Below are 18687 nucleotides of genomic sequence, written 5' to 3'. Positions count from 1 at the left end.
TTATCCCAAGGAGGCGGTCGAGAAAATACCCGTCTTTTATTTGACGCTTACAACGGTAATCGTTTTGTCGACGCTCTGTTCGAGCCGGTCGCAGATCGTGCTGGCAATGGCCTGATTCTGTCTGTCCTTATGCACGTACAGGCGGTCGAGATAGCCGCTCGAATCGATATCGCCAAACCCGACGATTTTCCCGTTTTCCACAGCCACCAGCGTGTAATGCGCCAGAAAGGACTGGCACCAGGCTTGCGGATCTTCTTTTCCAGTCGCCCAGACATCGAGCTGTTTGGGGGAATAGTCTCGGGCGTTGATCGTATGGACGGTGTCATAAAACAATTCCAGCATTTCCCTGCAGTCCGCAGGCGTGTACGCTCTCAGTTCCATGCGATGGTTTCCATCCTTTCCATTCGATCGATCCTTGCCATTTTCTCCTGGCAGTCCCGCTTTTTCTTCCCTCTTGCTTCCGGTTCCCGTTCCGCTTTATTCGATCGGGCTTTTGGCAGAAGGCATCCAGTGAAACGTGCCTTCCAGCACGCAGACGGCCGGTCCGGTCATCCAGGCGGACTCTTCTTCATCGATATCGATGTGAAGCGCTCCGCGCTTAAGTTTGACATCCACGCTTGTGCCGCAGAGGCCTTTGCGATGGGCGTCGATGACGCTTGCACAGGCGCCCGTTCCGCAGGCCAGGGTTACCCCGCAGCCGCGCTCAAACGTCTGAATCTCGATCTGATCGGGCGAAAGGACATGAATGAAGTTGACATTCGTCTTTTCGGAAAACAGCGGATGCTCGCAAATGGCGCGGCCTTTTGCTTCGATATCGCCCATGGCGTTTTCATCAAAAACGAGGGTGTGAACGGTCGACATGAAAAAGGAATCAATCGAAACCGTCTGATCGCCAATCGACAGCGGCCAGTTGTAAATGCGGGCGTCCGGATCGGATACATGAACGCCAATGGCTTCAGGATCGTCGATTGGCTTTCCCATGGCAACGCGGGCCAGAAACGGCTTCTGGCTGATGATTTCGACAGTCTTGGTTCCAGCCAGCGTTTCGATCGTTACCGAATCGGCCTGTTCAAGCAAGCCCTGATCGCGCAGGAAACAGGTCAGGCAGCGGATTCCGTTGCCGCACATGGGGGCCCGGGAGCCGTCCTGGTTGTAGTACTCCATGAAAAACGGATGGGTACGGGCGACCATCAGGCCGTCCGCGCCGATGCCAAAGCGCCGATCGCACACCTGCACGATAAAATCGTGCAAATCGTCGATGCGTTCGGCTTCTTCTTCGCGAATCAAAATGAAATCGTTGCCGCATCCATGGTATTTCGAAACCTGTACATCCATACGCCGTTCCTTCTTTCTATCCCGTCCGACTGGGAGATTATTCGCACTCGTGGGCGATCATTTCCTCAAGACTTTGCGGTTTCAGAACATAGCGCCAGTTTCCGTCCTTGACGAAGACCACGCCGGGGAAGGGCTGCTTGTTATAGTTGCTGGCCATGGAAATGCCGTAGGCACCGGCCGTATAAATCAGAAGCAGATCGTCTTCTTTCGCTTCAGGCAGTTCAATATCGCGAATGACGATATCGCCGCTTTCGCAGCATTTTCCGGCAACCGTGACCAGGCTGGTCGGGGCATCTTCGGGTGCGCCGACGACGCTTGCTGTGTAGCGGGCATCGTAAAGCGCCGGTCGAATCAGATCGGACATGCCGCCGTCGACGAGATAGAAACGGTTTTTCAGGCTCTGTTTAATGCGGGTAATCGTATAGAGCAGATAGCCGGATTCCGCAACAATGGAGCGGCCCGGTTCAATGGTCACCCGTTCGGGCATAAAGCCGCAGCGGGTGAATGTCTTCTGACAGGCGTCAATTAAAAAGGCGCAGGTTTTGGCAATGGGGTTTGGCGTATCCGCTTCGGAATACCAGACGCCAAAACCGCCGCCCAGATCGATTTCTTCGATCGCAATGCCATAGCGATCGTTCAGAACGACCATGAATTCGGCGAATTCCTCAATTTCCTTCGCGTACGGCTCCAGTTCAAAGATCTGAGAACCGATGTGCGCATGCAGACCCGCAAAATGAAGATTTTCGGCCTGCTGGACGGTGCGGATCGTTTCGACAATTCGCTCTTCCATCGTAATCGGGATGCCGAATTTCGAATCGGGTGCGGCCGTCTGAATGTGATGGTGGGTGGCGGCTTCGACAATCGGATTAATCCGCAGCAAAACGCGCATGTTCCGTTCCGGGTATTCCGACGCGATCGAAACGAGCGTCTGCGCTTCTTCCAGACCGTCAAGAATCAGCGTACCTACGCCCCATTCCAGCGCCGCGCGCAGTTCCTTTTTCGTTTTGTTGTTGCCGTGAAAATAAATTGTGCTCAAATCGATGCCGGCGCTTTTCGCCGTGTAAATTTCGCCCAGCGAAACGGAGTCGATATACAGTCCGTTTTCAGCGCAGAGCTTTAAAACCGCCTTATTGGAAAACGCCTTGGAGGCGAAAACCACACGGGTCTCAAATTCATCGCTTTTAAAGTCGTTCACATACGCCTGCATCGTCTGTTCCAGGCCGGTTTCATCGAAAATATAAAGCGGCGTTCCGCATTCTTTTGCCAGAGCGGCAGCGGATACGCCCGAAATCGTCACATCGCCATCGGCGGATTCAATCCGCGCAAATACGTCTTCTTTCATAGGATTCGTTCCCTTTCCTTTTTCCATTTTGCCGGTTTGCGGTATTGCATAATCCGGCTTTTTCCTGCCGCAAACCGCCCTGCAGTTTCCCGTCTTTCGTTGTTAAAAACGGCTCGGGAATGGTTGAAGTGTAGCGAATTTGAACCGGATTCACCACAATCCGAAGCCGTTTTGTTTTTATGAAACCCATTTTCAAACAGGTTTCATACACTTGTTACATGACAATAAAACATTTCACTCGAGCGGAAGAAATCGCCCAGGTCCGGACGTGGCGCCGCGATCTGCATCAGATTCCTGAACTGGGACTCGATCTTCCAAAGACATGTGCCTACATCGAAAATGCGCTGAGCGATCTGTCGTGTAAAATCACGCATCCGCTTCCCTGCGCCGTTGCAGCGTTCTTTGATGCCGGCAAGGAAAGTACCATCGCCTTTCGCAGCGATATGGACGCGCTTCCGGTAAATGAACAGACGGGTCAGCCGTATCAAAGCCGGTATCCAGGGCGCATGCACGCCTGCGGACACGATGGCCATATGAGCAATCTGCTTCTGTTCGCGCATCGGCTGGAACGCTATTATCGCGATCTGGATCAGAACGTTCTTCTGATTTTTCAGCCCGGCGAAGAAAATCCAGGCGGCGCAAAGCCGATCGTCGAAAGCGGGCTTCTCGAGACGTATCACGTGAACCGCATTTTCGGCATGCATCTCTGGCCGCTGCTGGAAAAAGGTGCCATAGCAAGCCGTCCGGGCCCGCTGATGGCCCGCTCGTGTGAAGTCACGATTTCCATTCATGGCAAAGCCGCACACGTTGCCAGGTTTCAGGAAGGGGCCGATGCGATTGAAGCCTGCATGGATGTTTTAAATCAGGCCTACGCGCTTGTGGCGTCGATGCCGGAAGATTCGTTCTGCCTGCTGCGCTTTGGGAAAATGGAAGGCGGACGCATTCGCAATGTGGTAGCCGAAGAATGCGTGCTGGAAGGCACGCTGCGCGCCTTTGAAGAAGCAGATTATCACTTTCTGCGAAATTCCATCGAAGATCTGTGCCATAAAATCGGCCAGAAGCGCGGCGTGCAGATCGAACTTTCCTTTTCAAGCGGCTACCCGGCAGTAATCAATGACCGCACGCTTTTTCAGACAATCGAAAAGGAGATTCCCAGCCTGCAGATTCTCGAGAAGCCAGAGCTCATTACCGAAGATTTCTCCGGGTATTTACAGCAAGTTCCCGGCGTATTCTTTTTCCTCGGAACGGGAACCGGAATTGAACTGCACGATTCGCACTTTGACTTTGAGGAAGACCTTCTCCTGGCCGGAGCCGATCTGTTCGAAGCGCTCTCCCGCCTGCATTTTCCGGATCGAGACAGCGCGCTCTAGGTTTCTCTGCAGAAAGCCGCCCACCGGAATCCAAACATAAATCACGCCCTTGAACCGAGCGCATACAGAAGATGCCCGCCAGTCCATACGGTCCAGCGGGCATCCTGCTTCTTTTTTAATTCCGAACGGCTTCCAGACGATCCTCTGGATCGATTGGGATATCGCACCCGCGATTGTAAATCTGTTTTTCAAGCAATACCCCAACAAAGCCAGCGGCTGCAGCATGCAGACTTTTGCGCCGTACAATCTGCGCCGTACTAATTGAGCGAGGAATCGAAGCTTTCGGGGTCCTTAAACAGATCTTCCTCGTCGTCTTCCTCTTCTTCATCCGGGTCGATGAATTCCCCTTTCAGGAACTCCCCGGTGTTCAGATCGATCGCGTAGCGAAAGGCGCGCGGGGTTTTCGGATTTCCCTCGGAATCCGTCTCATCGGAAAGAATGAAGTCTTCCGCGGTGGCGTTATGTTCGAGGGCGTTCATGAAACTGGATACCAGATCGTGGCCCGCTTCCATGATCGCCAGAGCTTCTTCTGCCGTTGCACCCTGAAAAAGGATCGCCAGAATCCCCGGCGTAATGGAATGAATTTCTCCAATGGCCATGACCAGACTCGCCAGAACGCTTTCCTTTTCCGGATTGTATGGATTGACCTTCACCCGCTCCCGGTAGCGGATCTCGCCGCGCTGCGGATGGTAGAAGAACAGGCTTCGAGGACGCTCGTAATTGACCAGACAGATGAACTCCGCCATGGTGGAAATAAGATCCAGATCGTCTCGTTCCGTTCCGACGGGGAAGCTCATGGTCGTTTCAAAATCTTTTTCTCCGGTCAGGATGAGCATGTCGTAATTCAGTCCATGAGACGACCCGAACGTCAGGGTAAACATTCCGTTGATCTCATCAAAATCGTATTTCCAGTTTCCGCCTTCGAGTACATCCTGAATGGCGTCGGAAATTTTCTTGTTATAGGGAACTGTTTCCATACATTGCTCCTTTCTGCAAATCGTTCTCTTGTTCTGAAGGCTTATTTACAGGTTCTGGGGCCTTCAGCCTGCCTTTCTCTTTGGATTTTATTGTAGCAGAACATGGAATTCGTGAATTGGCAGGGGGCAAACGAAATATGAATACGTTTTCGTCTGGATGATGTACTTTATGCACTTATAAAAGTATGGAATTGTCTTCGAATGCTACAATTTTTCTATGACTAAAGATATTTTGATTTTGGGAATCACCTTGTTTTCCATGTTCTTCGGCGCCGGAAACCTGATCTTTGCTCCCTACCTTGGGGCGCAGGCAGGCAGTGCTCTCGTTCCGGCTTTAAGCGGCATGCTCGTCACCAGTGTGGTCATGCCGGTTGTCTCCATCTGCATCATCGCCCCGTACCGGACCGCTTCCAATATGATCAGCAAAATCTGGAATCCGCTCGGTCCAATTTTCATGACCATCGTCTATTTACTGATCGGTCCATGCATCGCCATTCCGCGTACCGCCGGAACCGCGATGGAAATGTGGTCCTGGCTGATTCCGGCCAGACCCGTTCAGATTGCGGCAATCTGTCTCTTTTTTATTGCCGCCTACTTCATGGCTGTCCATCCCGGAAAGCTTAAGGATATTCTGGGCAAGATCATGGGCCCGATTCTTCTGATTCTGATCCTCTGCGTCTGCATTCCGCTTCTGTTTGCGCCAGCCAGTGTTTCCGCTCCGGCTGCCGCATTTGCGAACAGCCCCTTCTGGACCGGCCTGAACGAAGGCTATCAGACCATGGATATTCTGGCCGCCTTCTGCTTTGGCATTCTGATTACGACCAACATCGAAAAAATGAACATCAAGAAGAAAAATCAGGCGCTTGCGCTTTCCGCAGTCTGCGCCGGTATTCTTCTTGCTCTCGTGTACATTCTTCTGGCGGTTTGCTCGTCTCGCAACAGCGTGCTCTTCGGTTCCTTCACAAACGGTGCGCAGATTCTTTCTGCCGCGGCTACTCAGACCTGGGGAAGCCTTGGACGCATTCTTTCCGGTCTGATCTTCCTGATCGCCTGCCTGAACGTCTGCTCCGGTCTTCTCGCCTGCTGCGCGGAATACTTCCAGGAAACGTTCGGCAAACTTTCCTACCGTTCCTGGCTGATCACCTTTACCGTTGCCGGCGCCGTTGTCGCCTGCACCGGTCTGGATTCCATCCTTTCCTGGTCCGGAACCCTGCTCTCCTGGATTTGCCCGATTGCAATCCTGATTCTTGCGATCGGTCCGTACAATTCCGTTCACAAGTCTCTGAAAGCCAAAAACAGCTAAAACGCAGCCGCCTTCCCCGTCGGCTTTTTTGACGGCCTGTCGGGCGGACTGCCCTTGAACTTCAAAATCAAAACGGTCTCTTATCCCCGTTCTTCTGAAAAACAGAAGGGGAGATAAGAGACCGTTTTCTTCGTTTCACTGCTTTGATTTCTCACAGGGCGGTGTCTGCAAAAGCTCTTTTGAAACTCTGCAGATTTAGTGTCCTTTTTCCGGCGTCCAGCCTGGTCGATAGATCGGATGGAGACCGCCTTTGCCTTTATAGCCGTCCCGTATTCCGGTCCAGATGATCTTGATCTTCGTTGGATTGTGGCGAATGAGCGCGATGCCGATTCGTCTGGCGGAACGCGTCAGGCCGCCAAAAAATCCGAAATGTTCACGGTGCATAATGACCGCGTTGCGGGTTCCGTAATAGTCTCGCCATGAGGGAATTTCATCGTTGGTCAGATTGTCCACATGATACATCACGGATGCGGGAACACAGACCATTTTTCCCAGTTTGCCGACGCGAAGGGCGTGTTCGTAGTCATCGTTATAAATGAAGAACTCTTTTCGCGGAAGACCCGCTTTTTTAAGTGCGGAAGACTTCATCATCGTGCCGACAAACGAGTAGATATCAATTTCAAACGATTCTTTGGAATACTCTTCTTCCGGAACCGGCGATTCGACATAACCCAGAATCGACTTTTTAATGCGGCAGCGGTGAATGCCGGAGAAATGATCCACGTTATAGACACCGCTGGTTACGGCTACGGTATCGGCCATTTCAGCAGGGTGCTTTTCGATATAGTCATTCAGCTTTTCCAGCATAGTCTCTGCCGGAACCGCGTCATCATCAGCGACAAACACCCACCCAGATTCATGCTCGAGTGCGCGTTTCATGCCTTCGTAAAAGCCGCCGCTTCCACCGATGTTTTCCGGCGGAAAGAGAACTTCCTTTTCAAACGGCGTATCTTCTTTCAGCCAGCCGCGCAGAAATTCATCGGTTCCGTCTGTACTCTTGTTATCGACAACAATCAGTCGTGCCGGTGTAAGTGTCTGCTGGCTCCAGGCCTTCAGCGTTTTTTTCAGATCGTTCAGGCGGTTAAATGTGACTAGCACGATGGATACATCCAAACGTTTCTCCATAAATTTTCCTTTCCAGGGCGGAAGTCCAAATGAAAGGACGCCTGCCGCTTATGATTTTCGATTGCAGAAAATGCGTATGTACCGGCTGCGCCGGATTTGTCTTCGATTTACTGGCCGTCAGCCTGCGAAGTTTCCGCTTCTGAAGAAGGCGTATGAAACGCGGGCATCTGGGCATCCAGCCGACGGTCCATCACTTCAGCCGGATTTTCTTTTGCCAGATATTTAAAGAACAGTGAATTCTGGTACGTATCGGAAACGAAGTTTCCGTAAATGCCGCCGGACGAATGATACTGATTCAGCGTCTTGATTTCGTCATAGGTCAGATCCTGACGACCGGCCTGCGCGACGTAATAAATGCCGCGGACCACTTCGACCGCCGGCGTTGCTGCGCCGATCAGAAGCGTCACGCTCAAACCGATATTGCAGACGGTTTTCACTTTTGGATAGCGGCGGGAGCGGCCATGGGCCTGCCAGTTCACCAGACTCTGCGCACAGAGCGTACACAAAATCATCAGCGGCGGAATGGTGGCGCGCATGCAGAAATCCGAACCAATGCCGACGCGAATGGACGGATAGAGAATGAAGCTTGCTGCGATCAGATAAAACAGCGGGTTGCTGTAGTCCTGGGGAATCAGGAAGATCCAGTAGATGCCGACTTCGAGCAGCAGAAACAGCACGTAGCGCTTAAATTCCACGTTCGGACTGAAGGCGGAAACGGCCGCAAACAAAACGAGAAGGAAGAACGATGGAACCAGAAAAGTAATAGCTTTGTTTTCTCTGCGCTTTTTAAACCGCCAGAGCAGAACGCCAAATACGACCGCAGCGATCACAATCATGACCAGCAGGTATTCCGATTTGGCATTGATCGTAAAGAGCGTGGGATCCACGCCTTCAGACGTGCCGTCCATCGTTTTTTCAAACGCCGAATTGGCCATCAGATACAGACCGACCGGAATTACCACGAAAATGAAGGAGACGATATTGGAGAGCGAAAACAGTTCTCTGAAATACGCGCCCGCTTTCTTTTGCGAAACGGCTTTTCCCATCATGACCAGGGCGTTGGCCACCAGAAGCAGACCAAGACCGACACTCGGCAAAGAGGCAGAAAGCAGAAGAACTCCAATCAGGAACGCGTAGTTGGAACAGGTATCTTCATTCATGAAAATCAGCGTGGCCACCCAGGCTGGAATGGCTTGGTTAAACACCCAGAACAGCTGGGTCGTATTGGAGCTGAACTGATACGGGGTAGCCCACCATTCCAGATGCTTCGAGGAAAGAATCGTTTCCCAGGAGCCGTCCAGCATAAACGTTCCCAAAAAATCGAGACCGCTGAAAATGACCAGAATGAAGAAGATTAAGAAAAATGCCTTATTGGATTTAGCACCGATCCACAAAAGCATCATCAGCCAGGTGAGGAAGATGCCGGCGGCAGTCCAGAACAGCAGGAGCACGTTGCCGATCGCAAAGCCCTGACTGAGCGATCCAGTCACCAGAAAGGCCATTTTTCCAAAAACAGCCGACACCAGCCACAGCCCGGTGTAATAGGTGAGCATGGTATTGGTTGCGGGATAGTAGACCGGCCAGTCGTATTCGATCAGATCGCGGAATATCGCGTTTCGCTCATTCCAGTCCGAAGTCTGATAAAACATGTTTCCCAGTCCGCCCAGATAGCACCACAGCAGGATCAGAAGAAACAGGATCACCAGGACCATCCAGGAGATTTCAATCGTTTTTTCTTTTTTTACCGGTTTGCATATAATCCAGACGTACAGAAACCCCAGGATGACGCTTAAAATTACGCCGATATACAGCTTGAGATAAGAGAGGAAAAAGATCAGAACCGGAACCGCCAGAAAAGCTAAAGCCCATGGCCTGACTCTTGAATATCGAATGGTTAGGGTCTGCATTGCCCATCCTCCTTAGCGTTTGGCTGGTCAGGCCTCGGAACATCCGGCATTTTGGGCTCTGACCGCAAAAAACAAGCAGCAGGGTATCAGCCAACCGGATTGCTCCGTGCAGCCTGCTGCTTTCATTCACAATTTTGTCTTACTTTAGAAACTAGCCTTCGTCTACCATGTCGACGATCATGATGTTCTCCAGTTCTTCACGCGGAAGGAACGGAGCCAGATCTTCGAGTGGAGGCGAAACAAGCGTACCGTCTTCCAGACGCTTTGTCGCACTCTTCGGTTCCCACACCTGATCGGTATTGGTGAAGATTTCGGTAAAGACAGGGCCTTCCATGCTCAGCGCTTTCTGAACCGCTTCTTTCATTTCTGCGTTGGAATGCGCAGAAATGTAGGGGTAGCCAAAAGCTTCGGCGAGCTTTTTGTATTCCGGGAAGGAAAGATCGTGCGATTCCGGACCGATTCCCACTTTGCAGTGGTTGGAGAACAGATTGTTCTGCGTAATCCGGATGGACTGATAGCCTTCGTTATTAATCAGGAAGAGCTTGATGGGCAGTTTATTCGTGATGATCGTCTGCAGTTCCTGCAGATTCATCATGACGCTTCCATCGCCTTCCAGACAGATGGTATCGCGTTTTCCGCCGCTGATGCATGTACCAATTGCGGCGGGCAGTCCGTAACCCATGCTGGCAACTGCGCTGTTGTTATGCATGCGGCTGCCTTTCTGAATAACGTATGCCTGATTGCCGACAACGCAGCACGCACCGTTGGAAACCGCGGTGAGCGAATTTTCCGGGAGCTGACTGGAGAGGTACTGAATGAACGCGTACACATTGGCGGTTCGTCCGTTTTCTTTCCAGTGTTTTTCCTGAACAACCGGATAGTTCTTTCTCCAGCTCTGGGTCGTTTTTAACCACTCGCTGTGATCGCCGCTGTCCTTCACATCGAGACGATCGGACAGTCTGGTCAAAAAGTCCTTAGCGTCAGCCCAGACTGGCTGCTCCACATGAATCGTCGGCTTTTTCATTTCGGCCGGATCAATATCCACCATGATGACTTCCGCTTCACGTGCCCACGTTTTCCAGTTGTAGCCCACCTGACGAATGGAAATACGGGTTCCAACCGCCAGAATCAGATCGGCGTTCTGAATCGCCCAGTTTCCAGGTCGATCGCCCATGTTTCCGGCACGTCCGGCGTTGAGCGGATTGTCATCTTCCATCAGATCAACGGCGTTCCAGTAGGTAACGACCGGAATGCCGAGTTTTTCTGCCGCTTCCCGGAACTTGTCGTACCCGTCAGACAGGCGAATGCCGTATCCGGCATGAAAAACAGGCCGTTTGGCCTTTTTAATTTTTTCGATGATTTCATCCACCGTTTCTTCCGAAACGGCAGGAGGGAGAGCGGCGTCATCCTCAGCTGGATCATAGCCTTCCAGATCGTCCGTTTCGATGGTCATTCCCTGAAAGTTCAGAGGAATATCGATCCATACAGGACCTGGACGGCCAGTGGTCGCCAGATGCCAGGCTTTTTCCAGCACATAGCGGATTTTCATGGGGTCTTCGAGCATGACTGCATACTTGGTCATCGCCTGAACCGCCCTGGTAATGTCATATTCCTGATCGCCTAAAGCTCGAAGCGGCGTTCCGGTAAACTGCTGCGCATAGCGAGCGGTGGTGTCATAGCGGACCTGACCGCTAATAATAAACATCGGAATCGAATCCAGCCATCCGCCCAGTACGCCGGTCAGTGCGTTGGTTCCGCCTGGACCGGTCGTTACGCAGACCGCCGCAATCTTATTTTCCAGACGCGCATAGGCTTCTGCGGCAATCGCACACGCCTGTTCGTGATGGTTGTAGGTCGTGTGGAGACCTTCCTTATGGCCGAGCGCATCATTGAGATGCATGGCTCCGCCGCCGACAACGCTGAATACATCGGTAACGCCATGATCCACAAGAAAATCGGCTACATAATCCGCTATTCTCTTCTTCATAATCGTTCTCCCTTCGTAGCTTTTCTCGAGTTTTTAATTTTTATCGAGAGAGCTCGCGTCTTCGTTAAGTCTGGGTTTCTGAAGTTCTTACTGAACGTTCACAAACCGCTCGGATTCAAATGAAGACGCTCAGTTTTCGGCGCTTTTCTCGGGCGCCGGGAAATTTAGACGTTCCTCTTCTACGACAAGAGGACGATTCATAATGCGTATATTCATAGACATAATGTACTCTCCGACCAGTCCGATAAAGAACAGCTGCAGAGAGCCAAAGAAAAATACGCCCAGCAGTACGGGAGTCATTCCCGCGGAAAAGTTGTTCCAGTTGCACAGCTTCAGAATCAGATACACCAGACCGACGATAAAGCTCAGCATGGCGATAATGAAACCGCCGATTGTCGCAATGCGCAGGCCGACTTTCGTATAGGAAGTAAAGCTGAGCATGGCGGCATCGTAAAGGGAATACCAGTTGTTATGAGTTTTTCCCGCTTTTCGCTTTGCCTGGGTATAGGGAACATCTTTTCGTTTTGGTCCCAGTTCAGCGACAATTCCGCGCAGAAACGGCGTGGGATCTTTCAGATTGCGCAGGGTATTTACAAAGCTTTTATCATACAGACCGAATCCCGTAAAGTGCTCGATCTGTTCTACATTCGACATCTTCTTGATCATCTTGTAGTAGATGGTCCGCAGTATGCGAATGAATTTGTTTTCTTCCGACTGCGTCTTGATGCCGCAGACGATATCATGACCGTCTTCCCAGTTCTTCACGAAAACGGGAATCATGTCGACCGGATCCTGGAAATCTGCACACAGGCAGATGGTAGCATCGCCGGTAGACTGCAGAATTCCGTAATAGGGCGAATTAAACTGGCCAAAGTTTTTCGCGTTCAGAATCGCCTTGATTTTTGGATTGCCTTTGCACAGCACTCTGAGCTTTTCCCGGGTCGTATCCGTGGAGCAGTTATCGATAAACAGAATTTCGTAATCGTAGTCTGGAAGCGCACTGGCAAATTCATCAATTACCGCCTGCGAAATAGGAATCACGTTTTCTTCTTCGTTATAGCAAGGGATAACTACACTGATTTTTTTTTGATGATCTTTATTTCTGCTCATTTTCCCTGCCTTCTTCCTGTTCTTCCATCCATTCCACAGTCTTTTTGACGCCTTCTTCAAAGCCTGTGAATCGGGTATATCCAAAATCTTTTTTCAGCGGTTCCACATCCGCTTCCAGATGCATGATCTGCATGGGGCCGTAAGGCACTGCCCCAAACTCCAGCTCAGATCCAGACTGGCTGACGGCTTTCATCATTTCAATGGAGTCTTTCAGTTTTCGTGTTTCATCGCTGCCTAACGGATACACGTCGCCGGGCTGATCGCCTTCGATGGCACGAATCATAATCTCGGCCACATCATCGCAGTAGATGAAATTCCAGAACTGCTCTCCAGGCGTATATTCCGCCTTTTCGTTTTTTCGCATTTTCTTCAGGCTGCTCATGACCACAGAATTGGGCTGATCGTATGGGCCATAGGCACTCAGAATTCGAAACCAGAAGCAGCGCATCTGATTTTGCGTGCAGTACAGTCGGGTGAGCTGGCCGGCAGCCAGTTTGGCGATCCCATATCCCGTTACGGGAAAGCAGGGCGTATCGGCTCTCAGGATCTGACTGTGTAGGCCATATTCCGCCTGAGAACCTGTCCCGACAAAGGTATGACAGTTCAGGTTCTTTGCCAGGCGCACCGCGTCGGCAGCGTATTCAATGTTCTGGCTCTGAAGGAAAATATCGTTTCTTTCCTGTCCGGTCGTACCTGCCCAGGCTAAGTCGAGAAACGCGGAATAATCAGGCTCCAGTCGTTCGGTCAGACTGTCTAATTCAGAAAGTCTGCATTTTACGATCTGTACCAGCGGACTCTGCGGAATCCGGCTGAGCCGTTTCGAATCCGGATTGGCAATGACCGTTACCGGAATATTTCGTTTCAGAAACTGACGAATCAGAGCCAGGCCGATCATTCCCGTCGCGCCGGAAATAATGACTTTTTTCAGTTCCATACGCGGGCGTCTACGCGTTTTCTTTCTGAGCGTCAGCCTTTTTCTGCGCGAAGTAGTCGTGAATGGACTGTGCCATGTAATCCAGTTTTTCTTCTGTCATTCCCGGATATACGCCAATCCAGAACGTTTCTTCCATGATGCGGTCCGTATTTTTCAGATCGCCGATCACGCGATAGCCTTCCTGCGTTCTGCGCATTTCGTCAAAAGCGGGATGCTTAATCAGATTGCCGGCAAAAAGCGCACGGGTCTGAATGCCGCGGCCTTCCAGGAACTGCACCAGTTTATTGCGGTCTTCCGGATCTTTTACCGTCATCAGGAAGCCGAACCAGCTTGGATCGGACTTCTCGGTAGCCACCGGCAAAATCAGTTCATTCGAAAGATCCTGCAGACGTTCGCTGAGATACTTGAAGTTTTCGCGGCGGCGTTTCGCAAATTCCGGCATTTTTTCGAGCTGGGCAACGCCTACAGCAGCCTGCATATCGGTCGCTTTCAGGTTGTAGCCGAAATGGGAATACACGTATTTGTGATCATAGCCTAAAGGCAGTTCTCCATACTGCCGGTCAAAGCGGTGATGGCAGCGGTTGTCCTGGCCGGACTTGCAGATGCAGTCTCTTCCCCAGTCCCGCATGGAGAACATGATTTTGCTTAAAACCGGATTGTTGGTATACACCGAACCGCCTTCGCCCATCGTCATGTGGTGAGGCGGGTAAAAGCTCGAGGTTCCAATATCGCCGATCGTTCCGGTGAACCGTTCGGTTCCATGGTAGTTGTATGTGGAGCCCAGAGCGTCACAGTTGTCTTCGATGAGCCAGAGGTGATGCTTATCGCAGAAATCCTTTACCTTTTCCAGATTAAACGGATTTCCCAGCGTATGCGCGAGCATGACGGCTTTGGTTTTATCCGAAAGCGCCGCTTCCAGCTGATCCGTGTCGATATTGTAGCCAGGGATCGTTACATCGACAAAAACAGGTACGGCGCCGTACTGAATCATCGGTGCAACGGTTGTCGGGAAGCCGGCGGCAACGGTGATGACTTCATCGCCGCGTTTAATGGCTCGATCGCCCAGCAGAGGCGAAGTCAGGGTCATGAAGGCCAGAAGGTTGGCACTCGATCCAGAATTGACGAGCGCTACATAGCGAACGCCCAGATACTCACCAAGCTTTTCTTCGAACTGATCGGTATACCGTCCCGCTGTCAGCCAGAATTCCAGCGCGCTGTCTACCAGATTTACCATTTCTCGGTCATCGTAGACGCGCGAAGCGTAGGAAATCCGATCCCCTGGATGGAAATTGCTGTTCTGGTTATGGTAGCGGGTCGCGTACTCCTTCACCGCAGCAAGGATTTCTTCTCTTGCCTGCTGTTCATTTTTATTTTCAAACATCAGTGGGTCTCCTTTAAAAATTCAAGAATCTGAGCGGAAGTCACTTCATTCAGATCCTTCCCGTCCCGCCATTGTTTCGACCATTCAACCGTTTTTTCAACAGCTGTTCTGGCATCCCATCGCGGTTTCCATTCAAATGTGCGTTTCAGTTTTGAGCAGTCCAGCTTCAGGAAGTTGGCTTCATGCGGTGTGTTCATGCTTTTAGTCTGCCACGAAGCGCCTTCGTTCCAGGCGCGACAGAAAATATCCGCAAGTTCGCCGGTCGTCAGGCAGTCGCTTTCTTCGGGCCCGATATTATAATTTCCGCTCAGCTCTGGCTCTTCCATCTGCTTTTTGGCAATCACCAGGTAGGCATAGAGCGGTTCAAGCACGTGCTGATAGGGCCGAATGGAATTCGGATTGCGGACATCAATGACTTCTCCGTTCAGAGCCGAACGAACGCAGTCGGGAATAATGCGGAAATTGGCAAAATCACCGCCTCCAATGACGTTTCCGGCGCGGGCGGTAGACACCGCGATGCCCATTTCTTTCAGAAAAGACTTCTTATAGCTGTCCGTTACCAGTTCCGAACAGGACTTGCTGTTGGAATAGGGGTCATAGCCGTTAAGGCGATCGATTTCACGATAACCCCATTCCCATTCCCTGTTTTCATAAACTTTATCGGTCGTAACGTTCAGTACCGATTTCACCGATGGAGTCTGTCTTACGCACTCCATCAGATTCACTGTACCCATTACGTTGGTTTCATAGGTGTATACCGGTTCCTTGTAGGAATCGAGAACGATCGGCTGAGCGGCCAGATGAATGACAATTTCAGGCTGCTTTTCTCTGAAGATCTCTTTCATTTTCTTGAGATCCCGAATGTCGCAGATCCGGCTGTCCATCTGCTTATCGAGTCCCATCAGATCAAACAGAGCCGGGTTTGTCGGCGGTTCAAGAGCGATCCCGGTGACTTCCGCACCGAGCTCAAGGAGCATCTTGGACAGCCAGGAGCCCTTAAAGCCTGTATGACCGGTCAGTAGAACTTTCCTGCCTGCGTAAAACTTTTTTAATCCATCCAGACTTTCCATGGGGCTTCTCCTTTGCTCAGCAAGCTTTCCAGCTTTTCCTTATCCTTCATCGTATCCATGCACTGCCAGAATCCAGGATGCTTATACGCATTCATCTGGCCTTCTTCGCAGATACGCTCAAACGGTTCCTTTTCCAGAGTTGTCGAATCCCCGTCGATGTAATCAATCACCTTGGGATCGAGGACCATGAAGCCGCCGTTGATCCAGCCGCCGTCCTTAACCGATTTTTCGCGGAAACTGTGGACTTCGCCGCCCTGGTCAATGTCCAGAACGCCAAAACGGCCGCCGGGGAGTACGGCGGTAATAGTTGCGAGCTTATGGCTGTCTTTATGACTCTGAATCAGTGCATTCAGATCTACATCGGAAACACCGTCGCCGTAGGTCATGAGAAAAGGCTCGTCGCCCAGATACTCACGAATGCGCTTCAGTCTTCCTCCGGTCATCGTATTCAGACCGGTATCGATCAGTGTAACTTTCCAGGGTTCAGCTGTGCTGTCAAAAAAGGTCTGTTCTCCCGTTTTGAAGTCGTAGCTGACATCGGAGGTGTAAAGAAAATAATCCGAAAAGAACTCTTTTACCTTATGGGCTTTGTAGCCGAGGCAAATGATGAAGTCATCGAATCCAAAGTGATAAAAATATTTCATGATGTGCCAGAGGATCGGCATGCCGCCGATTTCTACCATTGGCTTTGGCTTCAGATACGATTCTTCACTGATTCGAGTTCCAAATCCGCCGGCTAATATAACAACCTTCATATGTATCTCCTTTTTCCTGATCTTCTCGTTTACTGGCTGAAATCCGGGTTGGGGATACAAAATAAAAGTCATCAAGTTCGCTGCAATTCTGTATCGGATTCACTTCAGCCTTATCTTCGCAAAGTCTGGCAGATTGCCATCTCACAAAACTGCATAAAACGCAGTTTCGCCCTTTAGATTAAGCAGTCAATCTAAAAAGGTCAATTTTCGGGACCAGTGTCAAAATATATGCCCATCCTTCTTTGGGCAGTATGTATAATGAATCGACGTTATTTTTTAAGCCCATATATTTTATTCACTATGGCCTTACTTTATCCACTAATCATTATTGACTGCGTTTATAATGCCGATTCAGCGCTTGCATTTTTTCAGGATTCCGATTCTCTGTATGGTAGTATTTGGAATCGAGATTATGAGTCGGCTCATTTCCAGTTCTGGAAAATGATGGTCTGGCGTCTTCTTCAAGTCATGCTGTTCTGCGGACCGGAACAGGTTTTTTCTTTTTCTGGAAACTCATCCCGGTCTGATGCTTTTCGTCAGATTTAAGGAAAGAATAAAGCGCATGGCTATGTGTTTTTTATCTAATCTATAAATCCAATAGAGGAAAGTTTATATGAAATCAAAACAATCTGTTCAGGCTGCAAACACCTTTTACAATTCGGCTGGAACCCTGGTCTATTTTGCCTGCCAGTATCTTCTGACCATTCTGGTCGCCAGAATTGGAGGACTGCGTGACGCTGGTATTTTTTCACTCGTCCTGTCCGTAACGAATATTTTTGCCTGTATTTCTCTTTTTGGACTTCGAAACTTTCAAGTTTCGGACGTAGAAGGAAAATATTCGGACAAGACCTATTTAAAGGCATGGTTCTCGGCTATTCTTCTGTCTCTGATTTTATTCCTGGTCATTGTTCCTTTTCTGCGGCTCGGCCAGGAAGCTCTCGTATGCAGTCTGATCTATATGATTTACAAAACCGGAGAAACCCTGTCCGATCTGACCTTTTCATTTTATCAGAAAAGCGATCGGTACCGTTCCATTCTTTATTCTCTCTGCCTGAAAGGTCTGCTGACGCTTATCGTCTTCGGTACGGTTCTCTGGTTTACCAAATCGCTGACTGTCACCCTTGCTCTGATGACAGGGATCTATTTTGTCATCCTTCTGGTATTCGATTTCCCGCGGCTTAAAAAATGCCTGAACCTTTCGGATAAAGCGCCGACCTCAAGCGTCCGGCAGATCCTGCTGCAGTGCTGGCCACTCATGCTCTACACAGCGCTTGTTCCGTATCTGAACTTCATTACTCGATTCCTTGTGGAAAAGCAGTATGGACAGACGATTCTGGGCGGCTATTCTTCCGTCACCATCATCATTTCCGTTCTGAGCACATTCATGAACTCTGTGTTCGTTACGATTATTCCAGAACTTTCTTCCAATTACCTGAACAGAAAATATAAAGCCATTCAGTCCAAACTGATTTACCTCTCTGGCGGTATCGCCGCTATGGTCGCTGTAATCTGTCTGGCGGCTGCATGGATTGGAAACTGGGTGTTCGAACTTGTATTTGGAGCGCAGATTCTCGACTACATGTATCTGCTGCAGCCGACCATCCTCGCATCCGGTCTGCTGACATTCCACACGTTCTTCAGTTCTCTGCTCATTTCCTTCCACAAAATTAAGCACGTCCTCTACTCTTCGCTTCTGGCTGCCCTTCTGACAACGGTCTGTGTTTTCCCGTTTGTTCAGCTGTGGGGATTATCCGGATCCGTCTTTTCCATGATTGCCGGACTTCTGGCCTCCTCGCTCTGGCAGCTGACTGTCATCTTAAAAGATCTCAAAACGGCACCTGTAAAAGAACAGGTCAAAGGATAGCCTTCAGCGCTCTTCCAGAAAAGCTTCCTTTCAAACGTCTTCCATATAACGGTGAGATTTACCTTCAGGGATAAAAAACAAAACCTCCCAATATCCAGAAAACTCACAACAAACACTGGGCTGCATTCAAACGCATTTGTTTCGAATGCAGCCCTTTTTTTATACGGATTTTCTCAATGCTGTTCACTTAAGCTTCACAAGCTCACTTACAAATCAGGTTAGTTCCT

Annotated in this window: 15 protein-coding genes; 3 read left to right on the top strand and 12 right to left on the bottom strand. The window is 50.3% G+C overall.

The features are described 5' to 3' along the window. Positions 1–36 precede the first annotated feature (36 nt). The 3 genes from Q2J39_RS07725 to lysA all read right to left on the bottom strand — a co-directional run bounded on the left by Q2J39_RS07725 (position 37) and on the right by lysA (position 2677). Positions 37–381, bottom strand: coding sequence for a GNAT family N-acetyltransferase (locus Q2J39_RS07725; RefSeq protein WP_288339869.1), 345 nt, complete (start codon positions 379–381; stop codon positions 37–39). A gap of 96 nt (positions 382–477) precedes the next feature. Then, positions 478–1335: a diaminopimelate epimerase gene (dapF, locus tag Q2J39_RS07720; protein ID WP_230266542.1), complete on the bottom strand. Its 858-nt coding sequence runs from the start codon at positions 1333–1335 to the stop codon at positions 478–480. A 37-nt stretch (positions 1336–1372) separates the two neighbouring features. Further along, entirely contained in the window at positions 1373–2677 is a 1305-nt protein-coding gene (gene lysA, locus Q2J39_RS07715; RefSeq protein ID WP_288339871.1) for a diaminopimelate decarboxylase, read from the bottom strand. Positions 2678–2895: 218 nt separating this feature from the next. On the opposite strand from lysA, the gene Q2J39_RS07710 reads away from it, so the two are divergent. Further along, the gene (locus Q2J39_RS07710) at positions 2896–4047 is read left to right on the top strand and encodes a M20 family metallopeptidase (RefSeq protein ID WP_288339873.1); all 1152 of its coding nucleotides are present in this window, start codon (positions 2896–2898) and stop codon (positions 4045–4047) included. 257 nt (positions 4048–4304) lie between these two features. Here Q2J39_RS07710 and Q2J39_RS07705 read toward each other — a convergent pair whose 3' ends face one another. Next, on the bottom strand, positions 4305–5024 hold the full coding sequence (locus tag Q2J39_RS07705; RefSeq protein WP_288339875.1) for a hypothetical protein: 720 nt from the start codon (positions 5022–5024) through the stop codon (positions 4305–4307). A 217-nt stretch (positions 5025–5241) separates the two neighbouring features. Between Q2J39_RS07705 and brnQ the strand changes: the two genes are divergently transcribed. After that, positions 5242–6327: a branched-chain amino acid transport system II carrier protein gene (brnQ, locus tag Q2J39_RS07700; protein WP_288339877.1), complete on the top strand. Its 1086-nt coding sequence runs from the start codon at positions 5242–5244 to the stop codon at positions 6325–6327. 195 nt (positions 6328–6522) lie between these two features. Here the strand turns inward: brnQ and Q2J39_RS07695 are convergent, their stop codons facing one another. The 8 genes from Q2J39_RS07695 to rfbF form a co-directional block, all read right to left on the bottom strand. Further along, positions 6523–7452: a glycosyltransferase gene (locus Q2J39_RS07695; protein ID WP_288339879.1), complete on the bottom strand. Its 930-nt coding sequence runs from the start codon at positions 7450–7452 to the stop codon at positions 6523–6525. Positions 7453–7559: 107 nt separating this feature from the next. Beyond that, complete coding sequence (locus tag Q2J39_RS07690) at positions 7560–9359, bottom strand: hypothetical protein (protein ID WP_288339881.1); 1800 nt, start codon at positions 9357–9359, stop codon at positions 7560–7562. A gap of 151 nt (positions 9360–9510) precedes the next feature. Then, positions 9511–11346, bottom strand: a complete 1836-nt coding sequence (locus Q2J39_RS07685) for a thiamine pyrophosphate-binding protein (RefSeq protein ID WP_288339883.1) — start codon at positions 11344–11346, stop codon at positions 9511–9513. Positions 11347–11475: 129 nt separating this feature from the next. After that, positions 11476–12456 carry a glycosyltransferase family 2 protein gene (locus Q2J39_RS07680; RefSeq protein ID WP_288339885.1) on the bottom strand — a complete coding sequence of 327 codons (981 nt, stop codon included), beginning with the start codon at positions 12454–12456 and terminating at the stop codon, positions 11476–11478. Continuing rightward, positions 12443–13390 carry an NAD(P)-dependent oxidoreductase gene (locus tag Q2J39_RS07675; RefSeq protein ID WP_288339887.1) on the bottom strand — a complete coding sequence of 316 codons (948 nt, stop codon included), beginning with the start codon at positions 13388–13390 and terminating at the stop codon, positions 12443–12445. The genes Q2J39_RS07680 and Q2J39_RS07675 overlap by 14 nt, the downstream gene beginning before the upstream one ends. Positions 13391–13400: 10 nt before the next feature. Further along, positions 13401–14771, bottom strand: coding sequence for a lipopolysaccharide biosynthesis protein RfbH (gene rfbH / locus Q2J39_RS07670; RefSeq protein ID WP_288339889.1), 1371 nt, complete (start codon positions 14769–14771; stop codon positions 13401–13403). Further along, the gene (gene rfbG / locus Q2J39_RS07665) at positions 14771–15841 is read right to left on the bottom strand and encodes a CDP-glucose 4,6-dehydratase (protein WP_288339891.1); all 1071 of its coding nucleotides are present in this window, start codon (positions 15839–15841) and stop codon (positions 14771–14773) included. The genes rfbH and rfbG overlap by 1 nt, the downstream gene beginning before the upstream one ends. Next, positions 15820–16596 (bottom strand): glucose-1-phosphate cytidylyltransferase, encoded by a 777-nt coding sequence (gene rfbF / locus Q2J39_RS07660; protein WP_288339893.1) that lies wholly within the window; start codon positions 16594–16596, stop codon positions 15820–15822. The genes rfbG and rfbF overlap by 22 nt, the downstream gene beginning before the upstream one ends. A 613-nt stretch (positions 16597–17209) precedes the next feature. Here rfbF and Q2J39_RS07655 point away from each other — a divergent pair. Further along, positions 17210–18460 carry a lipopolysaccharide biosynthesis protein gene (locus Q2J39_RS07655; protein WP_288339895.1) on the top strand — a complete coding sequence of 417 codons (1251 nt, stop codon included), beginning with the start codon at positions 17210–17212 and terminating at the stop codon, positions 18458–18460. Positions 18461–18687 lie beyond the last annotated feature (227 nt).

The sequence above is a fragment of the uncultured Allobaculum sp. genome (assembly GCF_948576815.1).
Classification (GTDB): Bacteria; Bacillota_I; Bacilli_A; order Erysipelotrichales; family Erysipelotrichaceae; genus Allobaculum; species Allobaculum fili.
The sequence above is the reverse complement of the archived record's forward strand: the minus strand, read 5'-3'. Positions and strand labels throughout refer to the sequence as shown.